Here is a 17,464-nt window from a genome sequence, read left to right as displayed (position 1 = left end):
ATTTCTTGGGAGCTATCCTTGGCTCCACGGAAGACCTTGAGCCTTCCACCCAGAAACTGAGCCTCGATGACCTTTAGCATCATGACCGCCTTCAAAGCCGCCTGCCACGTTGTAGCAGTTTTTGTAGCCAAGGGCTGTCATCGCGATCGCTGCTGCCTTACTCCGAACTCCAGAGCGGCACAAAAAGAAGATTGCAGCGTTTTGGTCAAGTCCTTTTTGCGTCAACGCGTCAGAAAGTTGACTCGCAAAGCCCTCATGAGGGCCATTGGATGGGAAACCCTGCCATTCAGCAAGGATGACTTCCTTCTCCAATTTGGAAAGATCCGGAATGCCTACGAAAGTCCATTCAGCGTTGGTTCTTACATCTACAAGAACTGCAGAACCATCAGCTTTAAGGCTCTCGAAAACTTCCGTTACGCTTCGATCGCCTGCATAGGACTCATGCATAGATACTTCCATTTACTAACCTAGACGCATTACGTTTGCTCACCCAAATGAGTGAGCCACTATAAAAAGACTCAAAATCGAAATTCAAGAAAAATCAGAAGGAAAAGCAACAATAGCAGCAAAATGACGCAACAACTCTAGTAGTCTAAATTGCAATTACTATAAAATGCAACGCCTAGACTTTACGCCATCTGACCAGCTTTGCCCGACCCTGGTTCGATTCTTCTAACTTGTATGCTGGGATCGGGTAGCAACCCGACTTCTTCTTGACCATACACAGCCGATTTTGGTCCCGCAATAGCGGAAAGTTTACAAAACGCAAATGCCCTTTCTGTGACGCAAGGTCAAGCTCATATGTCGTCAACGGCTAAGTTCGGCAAAAAGCAGTGAACTCAACAACTTTCTCGATATGCGCTTGGTTAATGGTGGGCCCGGGAAGCGAATAAAAAAAATTTATCCGGCCATCTCTTGACTCACCAAGAATCTGCTCATTTCAACTGTGACAATTTTAACCTAGAGCCAAGTCATTGTTTTTTAGGAATTTTCCTTGACAGGCTCCGAGACTAGTCCACAGGCTATCCGCCGTGAAAATGCCCCAGTTTTATCCTAGGGTAAGCTTATCCAGCTAACAAAAAAGCCCGGCCATACGACCGGGCTCTTTTAGTCCAAAAAAATTGGATTAGGCGCCGAGTGCCTTAATGCGGGCATTCATGCGGGATACTTTGCGAGACGCAGTGTTCGCATGCATAACGCCTTTAGCAGATGCACGCATGATCTCAGGCTGTGCAACTTTGAATGCTTCGTTAGCAGCTGTCTGGTCACCCGCGACAATTGCTTCTTCCACTTTACGAACGTATGTACGTACGCGGCTACGGCGAGCCTTATTAGTGGCCGTCTGGCGAGCAATTTTACGTGCCGCCTTCTTGGCCGAAGGAGTGTTGGCCATGGGCTCTGTCCTGATCTGTCAGTAAGAACTGTTTTCAAATCGCGAACGAGACCGCCCAAAGCCGCCCCGATCAAACGAATTCAGTGGCGAACAAAATCCGCCTCTGGTTGTGGAGCGCTTATAATTGGGAGTCTTAGCCTCGTCAACGAAAAAAGGTGTAGACCTGCCTAAAAACGGCTTATCCGTCTTCGAATTCAGGTTTTCTCTTTTCAATGAACGCCTTCATACCTTCTTTTTGATCGCTGGTTGCAAACATAGAATGGAACAAGCGACGCTCAAAACGAATGCCTTCAGCAAGTGTTACTTCGTAAGAACGGTTTACACTTTCCTTCGTCATCATAACAATTGGAGTCGAGAAACTTGCAATCTTTTCAGCAGCTTTGATTGCTTCAGCAACCAGGTCTTCATTTGCAATAACGCGGGAAACCAGACCGGCGCGTTCTGCCTCTGCTGCATCCATCATACGGCCTGTCAAGCACATTTCCATTGCTTTTGACTTGCCAACAAGCCTTGTTAATCTCTGTGTACCACCTGCACCTGGCATAACGCCAAGTTTGATCTCTGGCTGACCGAATTGCGCAGATTCTGCTGCCAGAATGAAATCACACATCATGGCAAGCTCACATCCACCGCCCAGCGCGAAGCCTGCGACGGCTGCGATGATCGGCTTACGCTTTTGTGCGATCTGATCCCAGCTGGTGATGAAGTCCATCAGATAGGTCTGCGGGTAGTCATATTCTGCCATCACTTTAATGTCAGCGCCCGCCGCGAAGGCTTTCTCGGAGCCGGTGATGACTGTCGCGCCAATTTCAGGATCGCGATCAAATACGTTCAGTGCTTCATCAAGCTCAGCGATCAGATCGCTGTTCAGTGCATTCAATACTTTCGGGCGATTTAGCGTAATAAGGCCGATCTTACCGCGTGTCTCAACCAGAATATTCTCGTAGGACATATGTCCCTCCCAATAAATCAACTTGGATTTCTGCCCTAACATTGAAGAGTGATGGCTTAGCGGCAAGGTATCCGTTTGTCTTAGTTCTATCAGGCGTCGGTGTTTACCCACTCTGGAAACAGTGCTGCGAGCCCTTCTTTGCTTGCTGCACAGACGCCGCGCTCGGTGATCAGGGCGGTGACGTATTTTGATGGCGTCACATCAAACGCGAAGTTGGACAAGGGGGTCTCTGGCGGGCAAATGCGCACCTTCTCGACCTTACCGTCCGCGTTTTCGCCTGAGATCCACGCAACCTCTTCACCGCCACGCTCTTCAATCGGAATTTCCTTCAGGCCATCCGCGACAGTCCAGTCGATGGTTGACGAAGGCAAAGCCACAAAGAATGGGACGCTGTTGTCATGAGCTGCGAGCGCTTTGAGGTAGGTGCCGATCTTGTTGCAGACATCGCCGTGTGCGGTGGTTCTATCCGTTCCCACAATGCAAAGATCCACCATGCCGTGCTGCATGAGATGACCGCCTGCGTTATCGACCAGCAGTGTATGAGGCACGCCGTGCTCGCCCAGCTCCCATGCGGTCAGGCCTGCACCCTGATTGCGCGGGCGGGTTTCATCAACCCAGACATGGACCTTGATGCCTTTGTTGTGGGCCTGATAGATCGGAGAGGTGGCTGTCCCCCAGTCTACGGTTGCCAGCCAGCCGGCATTGCAGTGGGTCAAGATGTTAATGGTCTCGCCCGGTTTCTTTTGCGCGGCGATCTCTTCAATCAGCTTGAGGCCATGCTTGCCGATGGACTCGTTACAGGCCACGTCCTCATCAGAAATCTCGACGGCCCGCTTCCACGCAGCTTCCGCTCTCTGCTCCAATGGTAGATCTGAGAGCAGGTTTTGCATGTCATTCAGCGCCCAGCGCAGGTTGATCGCGGTAGGGCGGGTTGCGTGGAGTACCTGCCACGCATTGCTTAGTGCTGCATCGCTTGGGTCCCGCGCCATTTCCAGTGCAACACCGAAGGCGGCTGTTGCGCCGATCAATGGAGCGCCTCGAACCCACATATCCTTGATGGAAACGGCTGCATCTTCCAGATTGCGCAGTTCAACCTCGACAAAACGATGGGGGAGGCACGTCTGGTCGATGATCCCGACAGACTTTCCAGCTTCCAGCGGCCAAATGGAACGGTATGCTTTACCATGAACCTTCATCGCGACGTCTCCTACCCATGTATGCGGTTTGTGCGCCAGATTATCGGATTTTTCGGTGGCTCCATCTGCATTTTACCACGTCCGGATTCTTTTCCTCATAAAGTTCTACAGTGCGCAGTTTCTGCATGGTCCAATTAGATGAAAGCCTTTCATCTCCTCTTTAACCATACTGCGCTACGCTGAGTCCCTTACGTCTGTTTACACCTCAACTTTGCCGGGTTGATGAAAGAGGCTTCCGATGGCTCCGCTGGACACTGAAATTCGCGTTATGGATGAGGATGGCATTTTGACCATGCTGGATTGGGCTGCCCAAGAAGGGTGGAATCCAGGTGAAGATGATGCACCATCCTACTATGCGGCGGATCCCGGCGGTTTTCTTGGCTGCTATCTAAACAATCAGCTGGTTTCAATGGTGTCTGCCGTTCAATACAGTGAGGCCTTTGGTTTTCTCGGCTTTTACATCTGCCATCCAGAGTTTCGCAGGCAGGGCCTTGGGGCTGTCATATGGAATGCCGCCATGAAACGGCTGGAAGGGCGGACGATTGGCCTTGATGGCGTGGTGGCAGAGCAAGACAATTACGCCAAATCAGGCTTCAAGCTCGTTCATCAGAATATGCGTTACAGCGGCCTGTCTGATGTCACCATGCCTATGGATCAGCGTATTTCCATCATTGGCAAGGGCATTTTGCCGAGCATCATAGAATATGACCGCAACTACTTTCCTGCAGAGCGCTCAGCTTTTCTGGAACGATGGATGGAGCCAATGAACCCAATGCGCCGGGGCCTTTATCTGGTTGAAGAGGGGATTGTGCGCGGTTACGGCGTCATTCGCGCAGCCCGTGATGGATACCGCATTGGCCCAATGGTTGCAGAGACACCTGAGGGCGCCGACCTTCTATTCCGCGCTCTTGCCGGTAGTGCAAAGGGGCAGATGATCAACATTGACCTGCCTTTGCCTAATGAGCAAGCCGTGGAGCTGGCAGAGCGCTATGACCTATCGCCCGTGTTCGCTACCGCCAGAATGTATAAGGGCCAAGACCCCAACCTGCCGCTGGACAAAATCTATAGCTTTGCGAGTTATGAGCTGGGGTAGAGCATAAGTTACCAGACACAGATTTTTGTGTTTGTTTCATCATTCACCCAGCATGCTTTGTCTGCATCATCACGCAGATATTTACCTGGCAAAAAAACGTTACGACCAGTGCCAAAGTTAGCCCAACCATAGGCAACGCCGGGAGGATCAATCACTAAAATCATAGTGGGTTTACCCGCTGCAGATACCTCAAAGCTACCTTTGTTATCAGTGATTTTGAACTCACAATCATACTCGCCATCATCAGATGTAAAGCAACGAGCTTGCTTCGCTGAGGCAGGTTGGGCCGCAACAAACCAAGCGATAAAAAATAAGGATATTCCTGATCTCATAATGATGCTCATGTTTCTTCCCAACTCTTGAGAAAATGGACAGCAACTTTTATGATGTGACATTATCCTATTGAAATAAAAGTATAATTTATGGGTATCTGCGGCTATTATTAAAATGTCTCACGAACTTAGGCCTTTCAGATGCACTCAAGCAAATCTGGTAGGTGTTCAATTTCATGGTCTGCGTTCATCGATCGCAAATAGTCGAAGTTGTGGAAGAGGTTGTTCGATACTGGTGCAAATAGGCATGTGCGACATCCAAGAGCTTTGCCTGCCATAATATCTACATGAGAGTCGCCAATTACCAATGTGCTACTGGCATTTGCTCCCATGCGATCTAACACTTCTTCAAAAGGACGGGTACCAGGCTTGTGCCCGTAGCCATCATCTCCTGCAACAGTCGTCTGGAAGAAGTCAGATAAGCCATGCACTTGTGTTCCACTTGTGAGAAGACTGCGTGAGCTTGAACTGACAAGGCTTGTTGGAACCCTTTCATCCTTCAGTGTTGAAAGCGTCTTGATTGCTCCCTCATAAAGCTCAACTTTTTGTAATGCTTGCAGAACATAGTGCCGTGTTTCCTCTGCAATCTCAGGAAACCCTATATGAGGATGCTTGTCTGGCACTTTGTGGTGATCATGAAAGAATTCTGCGACGATTTCTTTAGGTTGGAAGGTGAAGTTACGTAGCTCTAAAGCGCGTTGATATCCGTCGAGCCACACATCCAAAGTTCTGGCTAAGGTGCCATCCCAATCAAAAATAACATTTTGAATATTCAATATTGCAGCTTTCTAAAAATAGGTACGATCAAATTATGCCTCATGCTTTGATCTATCAATGATGGGCGGAGCGGCTCACGAATAAGTCAAAGCTCGGTCAATCCACCAAGGGGCATAGATTTAAACCATCACTTAATACGCCGACCCTAGGGTATAATTTGTGTTCCGAAAAGTGAGGTTGATTTTGCAGAATCTCAGAATAAAACAACTTGATAAACGCGATCTTGGCACCATCCTGAAGTGGGCAGCCAATGAAGGATGGAACCCTGGCTCTGATGATGCTGAGGCTTTTTACTCAGCAGATACTTCCGGCTTCTTCGGGTACTTTGATGGAGATCGTCCAATCTCATTCATTTCCGGGGTCAAGTATGGCAAGGATTTCGGTTTTGTAGGACTTTACATTTGCGATCCGGAACTGCGGGGCAAGGGATACGGAAAGTTGGTGTGGGACCACTGCATCAAGTCCTTACATGGGCGTACAATGGGGCTGGACGGGGTTATTGAGCAGCAGGACAATTATGCGCGCTCCGGCTTTGAAACTGCCTACAGACATATCCGATATGCTGGCATTTCTGCTGTGACATCAACCGATGACAAACGCATCAAGCGCATCGATGAAAGCACGTTACCCAGTCTCATCGAGTATGATCATAAGTTTTTCCCGCCTCAGCGTACCTCTTTCCTTACTAAGTGGCTGGATCCTGCCTCTCAGCATCGCTCTACCTTCTGTTACACAGAGGATGGTGCGGTCAAAGGATATGGTACAATTCGGACTGGGCATGATGCTTACAGAGTTGGGCCTCTGTTTGCAGATGATGAGCGTATCGCGGATTCATTATTTCAAGCACTTATCGGAACAGTGCATGGAAAGGAAGTTCACTTGGATCTACCTGAGCCCAATGCCCATGCGCTTTCCCTCGCAGAGCAATACCAGATGGAACCTGTATTTGAGACTGCGCGAATGTACAAAGGGACTGCGCCCACTTTCCCACTCGGCAACATCTATGGAGTGACAACACTGGAACTCGGCTAAATCGAGAGCTTACTGCGGCAACAAAGTCTCCCGGTCCAACTGCTGTTCGTGGGCTTCTTCCTGGAGCCATGCTTTGAAGGACTTTACGACTGGGCGCAGGGTTCGGTTTTCTGGGTAGACGAAGTGGTAGGCGGAGGAGAGTTTCAGGCTGATGTCGAACAGGCGGACTAGTGTTCCTGCGGCAAGTTCTTCTTCGATAAAGAACTTCGGTACCAGTGCCACGCCCAAGCCGGAGGCGGCAGCCTGTGAGATCATGGTGAACTGATCGAAACGTGGGCCCTGGAAGGCGCCATCTGTTTCTACACCTGCCAGCGAGAACCATTTTTGCCATGCATCTGGCCGTGTTGATTGGTGCAGGCGCATAACATCAATCAGATCTTCCGGAGTACACAGGCTGTGTCTGTCGCGAAATGCTCTGGAGGCAACTGGAATGACCTCTTCCTGAAACAGCGGCTCCGCAATGGCGCCTGCCCAGACGGGCTCTCCGTAATGGATGGCGCCGTCGAATGGTTCTACTGAGAAATCAAAGGGACGCAGGCGGACGGAGAGGTTGAAGCTGGCTTCCGGGTAGCGCTCGTGGAAGCGCGGGAGGCGGCGAGCGAGCCAGCGGGTACCGAAGGTTGGGAGGACGGCGACGTTGAGCACATCTTCACTGCCTGCAAAGGACATCACCTGACGGGTGGCGCTGGTCATCTTTTCGAGCGTGCCGCGGATGTCATGCAGGTAGATACGCCCGGCATCTGTCAGAACAATGCGCTGGCGAATCCGTTTGAACAGCTCAACACCCAAGCGACCTTCCAAAAGGCGCACCTGTTTGCTGACTGCGCCTTGTGTCAGGAACAATTCTTCAGCTGCACGCGTGAAACTGCCGTGCCGCGCTGCGCTTTCGAATGCGATCAAACAGTCAATCGGAGGGATAAAACCACGCTTCATCCTGACCTCTCATGATGCCGTGGACAGCTCGAAACATCTGAAATCGCGAGGTTAGGCACAACCCGCACGAACAAATTTCGTTCTATCTGGCATCATCTCCTTCTTAAAACAGGACCTTAAACAGGTCGCCACCCATAATTATCTTACTGATTTTAAGCAGTTTTCTTCGAGACGCAAGATCAAGACGAAATTATCAGTCATTCCATATGCGAATGAATAATGGAAAAGACGTAGCTTTTACCCGTGAACAGGACAAGAGAAACTCTGCTCAAATTTCGAACTGACTGTTTCTCACTCTTTGGGGGCTTCAATGACCGTAGGTCTGGATACCGCGCAATTCGCAAAAGAAACAATTGAACTCATGGAGCGTATGGGTGTTGCCCGCGCTGCTTTGGAAGGTGGCACACTTGCTGCGACTTCTCCAAACTCCGGTGAAACACTGGCGATGATCAAAGAAGACAGCGCCGCGGAAACCACCGCTGCAATTGGTCGTGCTCACGATGCTTTCAAAGAGTGGCGCAAGCTGCCTGCACCTCGTCGTGGTGAGCTGGTTCGCCTGCTGGGTGAAGAGCTTCGCACATACAAAGACGACCTTGGCAAGCTGGTGAGCCTGGAAGCAGGCAAAATCACCTCTGAAGGTCTGGGCGAAGTTCAGGAAATGATCGACATCTGCGATTTCGCAGTTGGGCTTTCCCGTCAGCTGTACGGTTTGACCATCGCGACTGAGCGTCCGGGTCACCGTATGATGGAAACCTGGCACTCATCCGGTGTTGTTGGTGTGATCTCCGCGTTCAACTTCCCAGTCGCGGTTTGGTCCTGGAACGCGGCGCTTGCATTCGTTTGTGGTGACTCCGTTGTTTGGAAGCCATCTGAGAAATCTCCTCTGACAGCCATGGCATGTGCTGCACTGTTTGAGCGGGCGGTTGCCAAGTTTGGTGATGATGCACCGAAGGGCTTGCTGGAAGTTATCGTAGGTGGCCGTGAAATCGGTGAGACACTGGTCGATGACAAGCGCGTGCCTGTTATCTCTGCGACTGGTTCCACTCGCATGGGTCGTCAGGTTGGTCCACGTGTTGCAGAGCGTTTCGGTAAGTCCATCCTTGAGCTGGGCGGCAACAACGCAGCAATCGTGACCCCGTCTGCTGATCTGGATCTGACCCTGCGCGGCGTAGCCTTCTCCGCAATGGGTACTTGCGGTCAGCGTTGCACCACTCTGCGCCGTCTGATCACGCATGACAGTGTTTATGATGCGCTGATCCCACGTCTGATCAAGGCGTACGCTTCTGTGAAGATCGGTATCCCAACCGAAGAAGGCACGCTGATCGGTCCGCTCATCGACAAAGACGCATTCGACAACATGCAGAAGTCTCTGGAAGCTGCGAAAGCTGCTGGCGGCACCGTGCATGGCGGTCAGCGCGTGATGGCAGATGAGTATCCGGATGCTTATTACGTTCAGCCTGCAATCGTTGAAATGCCTGGTCAGGTTGGCCCTGTACTGGAAGAGACTTTTGCTCCGATCCTCTACGTCGTTCGCTACAGCGACTTTGATGAAGCGATTGAGATCCAGAACGGTGTTGGTGCTGGTCTGTCTTCTTCCGTCTTCACCAAAGACGTGGGGGAAGCTGAAACCTTCGTTTCTGTTGTTGGCTCTGATTGCGGCATTGCAAACGTCAATATCGGCCCGTCCGGCGCTGAAATCGGCGGCGCATTTGGCGGTGAGAAGGAAACTGGTGGTGGCCGTGAAGCTGGCTCTGATGCCTGGAAGGCGTACATGCGCCGCGCGACCAATACCATCAACTACTCTGGCGCCCTTCCATTGGCGCAGGGTGTGAAGTTTGACGTTGAATAAGGAATTTTGAGCATGAGTAGTGATCCAACCGGCGGAGGTGTCTTCAATTGGGAAGACCCGTTCCTCATGCGCGACCAGTTGAATGAAGACGAAGTTCTCATCATGGAAAGCGCGCGTGCCTACGCTCAGGAAAAGCTTCTGCCACGTGTGATGGAAGCTTACCGCGAAGAGAAGACTGATCGCTCCATCTTTAACGAGATGGGCGAGCAGGGCCTGCTTGGCGTGACCCTTCCAGAGCAATACGGTGGTTCAGGCGCCTCTTACGTGGCTTATGGCCTTGTTGCCCGTGAAGTTGAGCGCGTGGACAGTGGTTACCGCTCCATGATGAGTGTGCAGTCCTCTCTGGTGATGTACCCAATCTACGCTTACGGCTCTGAAGAGCAGCGCATGAAGTATCTGCCGAAGCTTGCTTCCGGTGAATACGTTGGCTGTTTTGGTCTGACCGAGCCGGATGCAGGCTCTGACCCGGCTGGCATGCGCACCCGCGCTGTGAAGACCGAGAGCGGATACCGCATCACGGGTTCCAAGATGTGGATCTCCAATTCCCCAATCGCAGACGTGTTTGTGGTTTGGGCGAAGTCTGAAGCGCATGACAACCAGATCCGTGGTTTCGTTCTTGAAAAGGGTATGGAAGGTCTTTCAGCCCCTAAGATCGAGGGCAAGCTGTCTCTACGTGCTTCCATCACTGGTGAAATCGTGATGGACAACGTGGAAGTGGGTGAAGATGCGCTGCTGCCTAACGTTTCTGGCCTGAAAGGTCCGTTTGGCTGTCTGAACCGCGCTCGTTACGGCATCTCCTGGGGATCGCTGGGCGCTGCGGAAGATTGCTGGATGCGTGCCCGCCAGTACGGCATGGATCGCAAGCAGTTCAACCGTCCTCTGGCACAGACACAGCTGTTCCAGAAGAAGCTGGCAGACATGCAGACCGAGATCACCCTCGGCCTTCAGGCTTCCCTGCGTGTTGGTCGCCTGTTTGACGAAGGCCGCGTTGCTCCTGAGATGATTTCCATCGTGAAGCGCAACAACTGCGGTAAGGCGCTGGATATCGCACGTCAGGCACGTGACATGCACGGCGGTAACGGTATCTCTGAGGAATTCATGGTCATGCGCCATGCTCAAAACCTTGAGACCGTCAACACTTATGAAGGTACGCATGACGTTCACGCCCTTATTCTGGGTCGTGCACAGACTGGCCTTCAGGCTTTCTTTTAAGCCCTGATCAGCATCGTAGTCTCATGAAAGTGCTGGGAGGCCTTTTTTGAGATTACGCTTGATGCTCTTGGGAGGCGTTTCGTCTCCCTTTTAGACCGGCGCTCGCAAATACCCGCCTAATTGTTTCGGGCGTCGGTTCTTACCTTTTTCATTTCTCAGTATTCAGGTGTGACTATGGCGATAGCTTCAGTGGATGTTGCTATTATTGGGGGGGCTGTCATCGGGTCATCGGTGGCGTACCATCTTGCACAACGCGACGACTTTAAGGGTAGCATTGCGGTCTTTGAGAAAGACCCGTCTTACCAACATTGCGCTTCGGCACTTTCTGCCGCTTCTATTCGCCAACAGTTCTCCTCTGCCGTGAACATCGACATTTCGCTCTTTGGCATCGATTTCCTGCGCAATATTGGCAATCTTCTGGAAGTTGACGGCGAGCAGCCACGCATTGATCTGGTTGAGGGCGGCTATCTGTTTCTCGCAACGCCAGACAAGCGCAGCATTTTGGAAGAGAACCACGCGCTGCAGCAGAAGATGGGTGCGGATATCGGTTTTCTGGAGGCTGATGCGCTGAAAGCTAAATTTCCGTGGCTCAATGTCTCTGATCTTTCTGCTGGTTGTCACGGTCTTTCTGGCGAAGGCTGGTTTGATGGCTATGGCCTGATGCAGGCTTTCCGCCGCAAAGCGCGCTCCCTGAATGTGCCTTATGAGCCGTATCAGGTGGTTCACCTTGAAAAGATCATGGGCGGCAGCTGGATTTTGACACTCTCCAACGGAGAGCAGGTGGAAGCTGGCGTTGTGGTGAATGCTGCAGGCGCATCGGGTGGTGCTCAGATTTGCATGGAAGCTGGTTTTGAAGCCCCTGTGCACTCCAAAAAGCGGATGATTTTTACCTTTGAATGCCGCGATGAGGTTCCGGGTCTGCCGTTGCTGATTGATCCTAATGGCACCTATGTGCGCCCTGAAGGGACGGGCTTTATCTGCGGCAGCTCACCGGATGAAGAGCAAGACCCGGATTCCTTTGACTACGATGTCGATTATTCCTTCTTTGAGGAACACCTTTGGCCAACACTCGCCAATCGGGTTCCTGCATTTGAGGCCATCAAACCCGGTGCGGCATGGGCAGGGCATTATGATGTGAACCTGTTCGACCACAACGCGTTTACGGGCCCAGTGCCCGGCATTGAGGACTTTTACATCGCGCTGGGTTTCTCAGGCCACGGTCTGCAGCAGAGCCCTGCAGTTGGGCGCGGTCTTGCCGAACATATCGTGACTGGCCGTTACGAGACGCTGGACCTGTCTGAGCTTGGTGTCGAGCGTCTGGCTGCAAACAAGCCATTGATTGAGCGGAACGTGGTTTAAGAAGAGCGGCCTACTGAAGTGGGCCGCTTAATCTGGCTCGGTTTTTGATGATCAGTTCTGCGAGGAAGTCTGCCATGACGCGCATTCGGGGAGAGTGGGCGAGGTCAGAGTGCATGACCAGATAGATTTGCTGATCAACACCGATGTTGGCTTCCACGCACACGAGCCCAGCTTCAGCTGCAAGGAAATGTGGGAGGACTGCCAAGCCAAGTCCGGCTTTGGCGGCAACCACTTGCGTTGCGAGTGATGAGGTTAAAACTGCGGGTTGGCGGCCTTTTAAAGCACGTCGAATCCATTGTGCTGCGGCAAGGTGAGCCTGCGCTTCGCTCCAGGATATGCAGTGGTCGTCCTCATAGCTCTCAGGATTTGCGAGTTCCTGTCGTTTGAGCATGTATTCTTTGCTCGCATACAGACCAAAGCCGAGCGTTCCCAGGCGGCGGAGCGTGACGTTGCCACTTTCTGGTTTCACCATGCGTATTGCCAAGTCTGCATCTCGCCGGTGCAGGTTGACTGAGCTTACGTCGGTCAGGATTTCGATATGAAGGTCCGGATAGCTTGTGCGCAGCTCAGGCAGTGCTGGCAAAATCAGGTGAGTAGCGAGATTTTCTGCTGTGGCGAGGCGGAGTTTTCCGGAAATGCCAGCTTGAGCCGTCGCTTCTGAAGCAAATGCCGAGGCAGCAGCTTCCAATGCCTCAGCCTTCGCCAGCAAGTCGCGACCGTCCTCCGTGAGCTGATAACCGGATTGATGCCTTACGAACAAAGGTATTTTCAGCGTTTCTTCGAGGCGATCAACCTTTCTCGACAGGGTTGCGACACCGATGCTCAGGCGCTGGGCAGCGGCGCTGAGCGTTCCTGTTCTCGCGACAGCGAGGAAGGCTTTCGTATCGTCCCAGACGAGATCATGCAGCAGTTTATTTCCATTATTGGAAATCAGCTTTCCATTTTTGCTCGTATTTTCCATTTTTGAAACATGGCAAGTATTCAGCAGCAACACAAGGAAGCTTCTGATGAAAACTCGCCAACTTGGATCTAAACTTAACGTCTCAGCGCTTGGTCTGGGCTGCATGGGGATGAGTGAGTTTTATGGCTCACACGATGATAGTGTGTCCTTGCGTGTGATGGCACGAGCCGTTGAGCTGGGCATAGATTTCTTTGACACGGCAGACATGTATGGACCTCACCACAATGAGGAGCTGATTGGCCGTTTTTTGAAGGAAGCAAAAGCGCCTCTCAAAATCGCAACGAAGTTTGGCATCAATCGGAAACCCGGCGAATACAAGCGAACGATCGAGAATAGTCGGCAATATGCACGGCAGGCTTGTGAGGCCTCTCTGAAGCGCTTGGGGCTTGATTACATTGATCTTTACTATGTCCATCGCGTTAATCCAGAGCAACCCGTTGAGGATGTCATGGGCGAGCTTTCCCGCCTGGTTGAGGAGGGTAAGATTGGCAATATCGGGCTTTGTGAGATCAACGAGAGCACGCTGCGCCGGGCGCATGCGGTTCATCCAATTGCAGCTGTACAGACAGAATACTCGCTGTGGTCTCGTGATGTTGAAAACGCGATCTTGCCTGCATGCCGTGAGCTTGGCATCGGATTTGTTCCTTATTCCCCTCTGGGACGAGGATTTTTGACTGGCAGTTTTAATTCGGAAACGGAGTTTGAAGAGGGTGATTTTCGCGCCAATCTGCCAAGATTTTCGAAAGAGGCCCTGCTCATCAATGAGGGTATCGCGAAAGTGATAACAAAGGCCGCACACCAGAAGAAATGTACACCTGCGCAGCTCTCCCTCGCTTGGTTATTGGCAAAGGGAAACGATATCGTGCCAATTCCGGGCACGAAGAGACTGAAGTATCTGGAAGAGAACGCTGCTGCCACTGAGATTGAGCTGACTTCAGATGAGGTGCAAGCACTGGAAGCCGAAATTGCTCGCATTCCTGTTGTGGGCGAGCGGTATACTCCTGAGGGCATGAAAGGCCTTAATGCCTAAGCAGGCACTCTGAGCAAAACCGAGTGATCCTTAAAACTTATTCCCCTCCCAGTTTTCTCCCATATTCTGAAAGACATGCCCACGCAACGGGCTGCTGGCGGACCGTCCGTCAGTGAGGCGTGGGTTGGGCGGGGCTATCAGAAGAGGTAACGCATCTTTCTGGTGGTCCGGTGAACCGAACTTCAAACGTGACCGCATGGTTTGAGGGGAAGGGCCCAGGACTATAGGGTATCACGCGGCGACAGATGCAGATGTACCGGCAGTAAAACCTGCTTTTGCAGATGCGTTTGTCAAAGACGGAGGAACTGTTTGGTTAGGGAAACCTGACTGGATAAGCCACGGTCTTTCCGGGAAACCGGCTATCGTGCCTTATAGGCAAAAGAGGCGACGTAGTTCATTACAAGAAAGCCCGGGCGAGGCGAGCAGCCACTGCCGAAGACTCATATTCTAACAAGTAGCGCAGGCATTGCCTGCTCGCCTTGCTCATCCCACTTTCGGGAACTCTAGCTTCAACACTGCATGGGCTGCCATGCGGTGCCTTTGGTGCATTTTTTGTTGTTCCAGTGCCATTCAGAACAGCGCAACTCTCCAACTTCCTGCAATCTTGGTATCAGGGTTACAAGCCCCAGCATGACCAATTGACCGCGTTCAGGAGGGTGGAACATGTCATCTTCAGTTGCTTTGAGCACACCGCAAATTAATCCGCATATCTCAGCGGGAGATCTTGAGAGCATCAAGGGAGCCTCGGACAGAGACCATGTTGGGAATCCGGCAACGCGGCTCTGGGACAAGATTGTTGACTGGTTTTGCGGCACAGATCGTGTGACAGCGAAGAAACTGGCGTTTGACCTGTTCTCACCGGGTGTGACGGACCACAACAAGGTCAAAGCCTTTGAGCAACTGCGCGAACTGGCTGGCGCGAACTATCAGGACAATTTCAAAGTCTATGACAGCTCCCATTATCGCAGCTACAGCGTGTTGGACTTCAAGTTGGAATTTGACGTGCGCAGTCCTGATGAAGACCGCGTGGAAGCTAACCTGAAAAACGACATCATGATGGAGGGGGTCAAGATCCCCGAGCAGCAGGGCATACAGTTTCAAAAGGACTTTAACCGCAGGCAGGAGCGCACTTTTACGTTCGATTCAAAACCGATTGAAGGCATGAACTTCTTTGATCAGTTCTCACCACAAGAACGCGCAACCATCTTTTCAGTTTGCCATCAAGGGCTGTTTCCGCTGCTCTCTGACGCGGTGATGTGTATGTCCAACAATCAGGACATGCGGTTTGATATCAGCAAGCCGGGTCAGGATGATTTGCGCATTCATGCGTACATGGAGAAGGACATCGCCACGGACATTGAGCGCCCGGACTACGAACAGCTGCAACAGCAGGTTACGGAGTATGACGGCGTAAAGAAGTCGCTGAAGATTGAAGCCGTGATTGACGTTTGGCGGGGTGGACGTGAGGTCGATTTGGTTTCGGCTGAAGTCCTGTCACAAAATAACGTGTGACAGGAGCTGTTACGGAGTTTTGTAGACGAAGGGAGCTGAGTTAGCTCTCCTTGTCCTTCTTCTTCATTGCCTTTTCGAGGGCATTGACCGTGGTTCGAAGCACCTGAATGCGAGCGTAACGCTTGTCTTCGGAAGAAATTAGTGTCCATGGGGCGTAACGGGTGGAGGTGCGGTCCACCATGTCACCCGCTGCGATGGCGTACTCATTCCATTTGAGGCGATTGCGCCAATCTTCCTCGGTGATTTTGTAGTTTTTGTAGGCGGTTTCTTCACGGGCTTTAAAGCGACGCAGTTGCTCTTCTTCTGAGATCGCGAGCCAGAACTTGCAGAGGACGAAACCGGAATCCGTCAACTCTTTCTCGAAAGCGTTGATCTCATTGTAAGCGCGCATCCAGTCCGCTTCGGAGCAGAAGCCTTCGACACGCTCTACGAGAACCCGCTCATACCAGGAGCGGTCAAAAATGGCGCTGTGACCCTTTTTCGGCAGGCGGCGCCAAAAACGCCAGAGGTACGGGTGCAGCTTTTCTTCCACGGAAGGGGCTGCGATTGGGTGCACCTTGTAGTTTCGCGGGTCCATGGAGCGGGTGAGGCGGCGGATTGAACCACCTTTGCCGGCTGCATCATTGCCCTGGAAGACGGAGATTAAGCCAAACTTTTTGAAGCGCTTACGGTCTGTCAGGTACGCCATCTTGTCCTGAAGCTCTTCAAGCTCTTCCTTGTAGTCTTCTTTGGAGATTGTCGCCGTCAGGTCAATCGCATCCACCGCATTGGCCTGCGACAGGGTCGTGACCACAGCCGGAGCTGAAACCGGATTGCCGTTTCCGCTTTCCAGCTTCTTCTTCATGGACTGTGCGATGGTTTCGGCCAGCGCAAGATCACGGACATCCGGGTCCTGAGACGGGATCACAAACCAAGGGGCATAACCGGTGCTGGTTTGCAGAGATGCTTTTTCGCCGGCGGTCTGGGCAGCGCGATAATGTTCTGAGCCGGACCATTCCTCAATGAAGTTACGGCCTTTTTTGCCTTTGACTTCGATATCATGCAGGCGTTCCTGCTGGTCTTCCTTTGGAAGGGTGAACCAGAATTTCAGAAGGAGAATGTTTTCATAGGCCAGCATTTTTTCAAAGCGGTTGATGGCAGACAGCTGGCGCTCCAGCTCTGCGTCATCAATCTTGCCCATAACCGCATCACGCAATGGTTCCTGATACCAGGAGCCAAACACAATGGAAGTTTCGCCCCGCGCAGGAAGATCACGCCAGTAGCGCCAGTAGTTTGGCCGGGCGCTTTCAGACTCGCTGCGTTCTTCATGGTAGGCGTTGCAGAACAGATAACGGGTATCCATCCATTCATACAAACGGGAGATCGCCGCACCTTTACCCGAGCCGTCTACGCCAGCGAGCAAAATGATCGTTGCAAAAGCTTTGTTCTCTCTCAGCTTATGCTGAACTTCCAACAATTCCTCACGGAGTTCAGGCAGTCTTTTTTGAAGCAGCTCTTTGCTGACTGTCTGAGGAATGTTTGCAGACTGAAACATGCAAGTGACCTTCGCATCTGGGGCATGGCGTAAAATGTTATTTTTGCTCATTCGGCTTTGCAGCCAAGAATAGCCATTCTGTATTATTGCTTAAAGAGCTAAACGATGTTTTTCGTCACCAGAATTAACGTATGGGTCTGATTAGTGGGACTATTATGCTTTTTGCAGGGATTAGGGCTTGTTATTTCCCTTTCAAAGCGCCAGATGCCTGCATATAAATGTAACAGAATGCAGACCTTATTTTGGTCACCTTGGCGCTATGTATACATTTCAAGCAGTCACCCAGCGATCTAAGTCAT

At 51.7% G+C, this 17,464-nt stretch carries 16 protein-coding genes; 7 read left to right on the top strand and 9 right to left on the bottom strand.

What is annotated here, in order from left to right; all coding sequences use genetic code 11:
- Positions 1-12 precede the first annotated feature (12 nt).
- The 4 genes from BM231_RS02040 to mtnA form a co-directional block, all read right to left on the bottom strand.
- The gene (locus tag BM231_RS02040; protein ID WP_093516354.1) at positions 13-447 is read right to left on the bottom strand and encodes a rhodanese-like domain-containing protein; all 435 of its coding nucleotides are present in this window, start codon (positions 445-447) and stop codon (positions 13-15) included.
- 679 nt (positions 448-1,126) lie between these two features.
- The gene (rpsT, locus tag BM231_RS02035; RefSeq protein WP_063294711.1) at positions 1,127-1,393 is read right to left on the bottom strand and encodes a 30S ribosomal protein S20; all 267 of its coding nucleotides are present in this window, start codon (positions 1,391-1,393) and stop codon (positions 1,127-1,129) included.
- Between the two features lie 178 nt (positions 1,394-1,571).
- A complete protein-coding gene (locus BM231_RS02030; RefSeq protein WP_063309056.1) occupies positions 1,572-2,345 on the bottom strand; it encodes an enoyl-CoA hydratase in 774 nt (257 codons plus the stop codon).
- Positions 2,346-2,434: 89 nt separating this feature from the next.
- Positions 2,435-3,541, bottom strand: coding sequence for an S-methyl-5-thioribose-1-phosphate isomerase (gene mtnA, locus BM231_RS02025; RefSeq protein ID WP_093516352.1), 1,107 nt, complete (start codon positions 3,539-3,541; stop codon positions 2,435-2,437).
- Positions 3,542-3,779: 238 nt separating this feature from the next.
- On the opposite strand from mtnA, the gene BM231_RS02020 reads away from it, so the two are divergent.
- The gene (locus BM231_RS02020) at positions 3,780-4,634 is read left to right on the top strand and encodes a GNAT family N-acetyltransferase (RefSeq protein WP_093516350.1); all 855 of its coding nucleotides are present in this window, start codon (positions 3,780-3,782) and stop codon (positions 4,632-4,634) included.
- 8 nt (positions 4,635-4,642) lie between these two features.
- On the opposite strand, the gene BM231_RS02015 is transcribed toward BM231_RS02020, so the two are convergent.
- Both BM231_RS02015 and BM231_RS02010 read right to left on the bottom strand, forming a co-directional pair.
- Positions 4,643-4,978: a hypothetical protein gene (locus tag BM231_RS02015; RefSeq protein ID WP_093516348.1), complete on the bottom strand. Its 336-nt coding sequence runs from the start codon at positions 4,976-4,978 to the stop codon at positions 4,643-4,645.
- 125 nt (positions 4,979-5,103) lie between these two features.
- Complete coding sequence (locus BM231_RS02010) at positions 5,104-5,742, bottom strand: HAD family hydrolase (protein WP_093516346.1); 639 nt, start codon at positions 5,740-5,742, stop codon at positions 5,104-5,106.
- 184 nt (positions 5,743-5,926) lie between these two features.
- Between BM231_RS02010 and BM231_RS02005 the strand changes: the two genes are divergently transcribed.
- Positions 5,927-6,775, top strand: a complete 849-nt coding sequence (locus BM231_RS02005) for a GNAT family N-acetyltransferase (RefSeq protein ID WP_208859996.1) — start codon at positions 5,927-5,929, stop codon at positions 6,773-6,775.
- A 9-nt stretch (positions 6,776-6,784) separates the two neighbouring features.
- Here the strand turns inward: BM231_RS02005 and BM231_RS02000 are convergent, their stop codons facing one another.
- Positions 6,785-7,708, bottom strand: a complete 924-nt coding sequence (locus BM231_RS02000; RefSeq protein ID WP_093516344.1) for a LysR substrate-binding domain-containing protein — start codon at positions 7,706-7,708, stop codon at positions 6,785-6,787.
- Positions 7,709-8,018: 310 nt separating this feature from the next.
- Between BM231_RS02000 and amaB the strand changes: the two genes are divergently transcribed.
- The 3 genes from amaB to BM231_RS01985 all read left to right on the top strand — a co-directional run bounded on the left by amaB (position 8,019) and on the right by BM231_RS01985 (position 12,128).
- Positions 8,019-9,557: an L-piperidine-6-carboxylate dehydrogenase gene (amaB, locus tag BM231_RS01995; RefSeq protein ID WP_063300371.1), complete on the top strand. Its 1,539-nt coding sequence runs from the start codon at positions 8,019-8,021 to the stop codon at positions 9,555-9,557.
- Positions 9,558-9,569: 12 nt separating this feature from the next.
- A complete protein-coding gene (locus tag BM231_RS01990) occupies positions 9,570-10,769 on the top strand; it encodes an acyl-CoA dehydrogenase (RefSeq protein WP_093516342.1) in 1,200 nt (399 codons plus the stop codon).
- A 174-nt stretch (positions 10,770-10,943) separates the two neighbouring features.
- Positions 10,944-12,128, top strand: coding sequence for an NAD(P)/FAD-dependent oxidoreductase (locus BM231_RS01985; RefSeq protein WP_093516340.1), 1,185 nt, complete (start codon positions 10,944-10,946; stop codon positions 12,126-12,128).
- A gap of 10 nt (positions 12,129-12,138) precedes the next feature.
- Here BM231_RS01985 and BM231_RS01980 read toward each other — a convergent pair whose 3' ends face one another.
- The gene (locus tag BM231_RS01980; protein WP_093517028.1) at positions 12,139-13,089 is read right to left on the bottom strand and encodes a LysR family transcriptional regulator; all 951 of its coding nucleotides are present in this window, start codon (positions 13,087-13,089) and stop codon (positions 12,139-12,141) included.
- A gap of 46 nt (positions 13,090-13,135) precedes the next feature.
- Here BM231_RS01980 and BM231_RS01975 point away from each other — a divergent pair, with 46 nt between their 5' ends.
- Positions 13,136-14,119 carry an aldo/keto reductase gene (locus BM231_RS01975; RefSeq protein WP_093516338.1) on the top strand — a complete coding sequence of 328 codons (984 nt, stop codon included), beginning with the start codon at positions 13,136-13,138 and terminating at the stop codon, positions 14,117-14,119.
- A 663-nt stretch (positions 14,120-14,782) separates the two neighbouring features.
- Entirely contained in the window at positions 14,783-15,631 is an 849-nt protein-coding gene (locus BM231_RS01970) for a hypothetical protein (protein WP_093516336.1), read from the top strand.
- 40 nt (positions 15,632-15,671) lie between these two features.
- Here BM231_RS01970 and pap read toward each other — a convergent pair whose 3' ends face one another.
- Positions 15,672-17,165, bottom strand: coding sequence for a polyphosphate:AMP phosphotransferase (gene pap, locus BM231_RS01965; RefSeq protein WP_093517026.1), 1,494 nt, complete (start codon positions 17,163-17,165; stop codon positions 15,672-15,674).
- Between the last annotated feature and the right edge of the window lie 299 nt (positions 17,166-17,464).

The organism is Pseudovibrio ascidiaceicola (genome assembly GCF_900114245.1).
GTDB lineage: Bacteria > Pseudomonadota > Alphaproteobacteria > Rhizobiales > Stappiaceae > Pseudovibrio > Pseudovibrio ascidiaceicola.
Note: the sequence above shows the minus strand (reverse complement) of the source record. Positions and strands in the feature narration are given on the sequence as shown.

Bases quoted from the DNA above. Each gene is read 5' to 3' on its own strand.
- BM231_RS02040 (WP_093516354.1), bottom strand. From the start codon at position 447: ATGCATGAGTCCTATGCAGGCGATCGAAGCGTAACGGAAGTTTTCGAG.
- rpsT (WP_063294711.1), bottom strand. From the start codon at position 1,393: ATGGCCAACACTCCTTCGGCCAAGAAGGCGGCACGTAAAATTGCTCGC.
- BM231_RS02030 (WP_063309056.1), bottom strand. From the start codon at position 2,345: ATGTCCTACGAGAATATTCTGGTTGAGACACGCGGTAAGATCGGCCTT.
- mtnA (WP_093516352.1), bottom strand. From the start codon at position 3,541: ATGAAGGTTCATGGTAAAGCATACCGTTCCATTTGGCCGCTGGAAGCT.
- BM231_RS02020 (WP_093516350.1), top strand. From the start codon at position 3,780: ATGGCTCCGCTGGACACTGAAATTCGCGTTATGGATGAGGATGGCATT.
- BM231_RS02015 (WP_093516348.1), bottom strand. From the start codon at position 4,978: ATGAGCATCATTATGAGATCAGGAATATCCTTATTTTTTATCGCTTGG.
- BM231_RS02000 (WP_093516344.1), bottom strand. From the start codon at position 7,708: ATGAAGCGTGGTTTTATCCCTCCGATTGACTGTTTGATCGCATTCGAA.
- amaB (WP_063300371.1), top strand. From the start codon at position 8,019: ATGACCGTAGGTCTGGATACCGCGCAATTCGCAAAAGAAACAATTGAA.
- BM231_RS01990 (WP_093516342.1), top strand. From the start codon at position 9,570: ATGAGTAGTGATCCAACCGGCGGAGGTGTCTTCAATTGGGAAGACCCG.
- BM231_RS01985 (WP_093516340.1), top strand. From the start codon at position 10,944: ATGGCGATAGCTTCAGTGGATGTTGCTATTATTGGGGGGGCTGTCATC.
- BM231_RS01980 (WP_093517028.1), bottom strand. From the start codon at position 13,089: ATGGAAAATACGAGCAAAAATGGAAAGCTGATTTCCAATAATGGAAAT.
- BM231_RS01975 (WP_093516338.1), top strand. From the start codon at position 13,136: ATGAAAACTCGCCAACTTGGATCTAAACTTAACGTCTCAGCGCTTGGT.
- BM231_RS01970 (WP_093516336.1), top strand. From the start codon at position 14,783: ATGTCATCTTCAGTTGCTTTGAGCACACCGCAAATTAATCCGCATATC.
- pap (WP_093517026.1), bottom strand. From the start codon at position 17,165: ATGTTTCAGTCTGCAAACATTCCTCAGACAGTCAGCAAAGAGCTGCTT.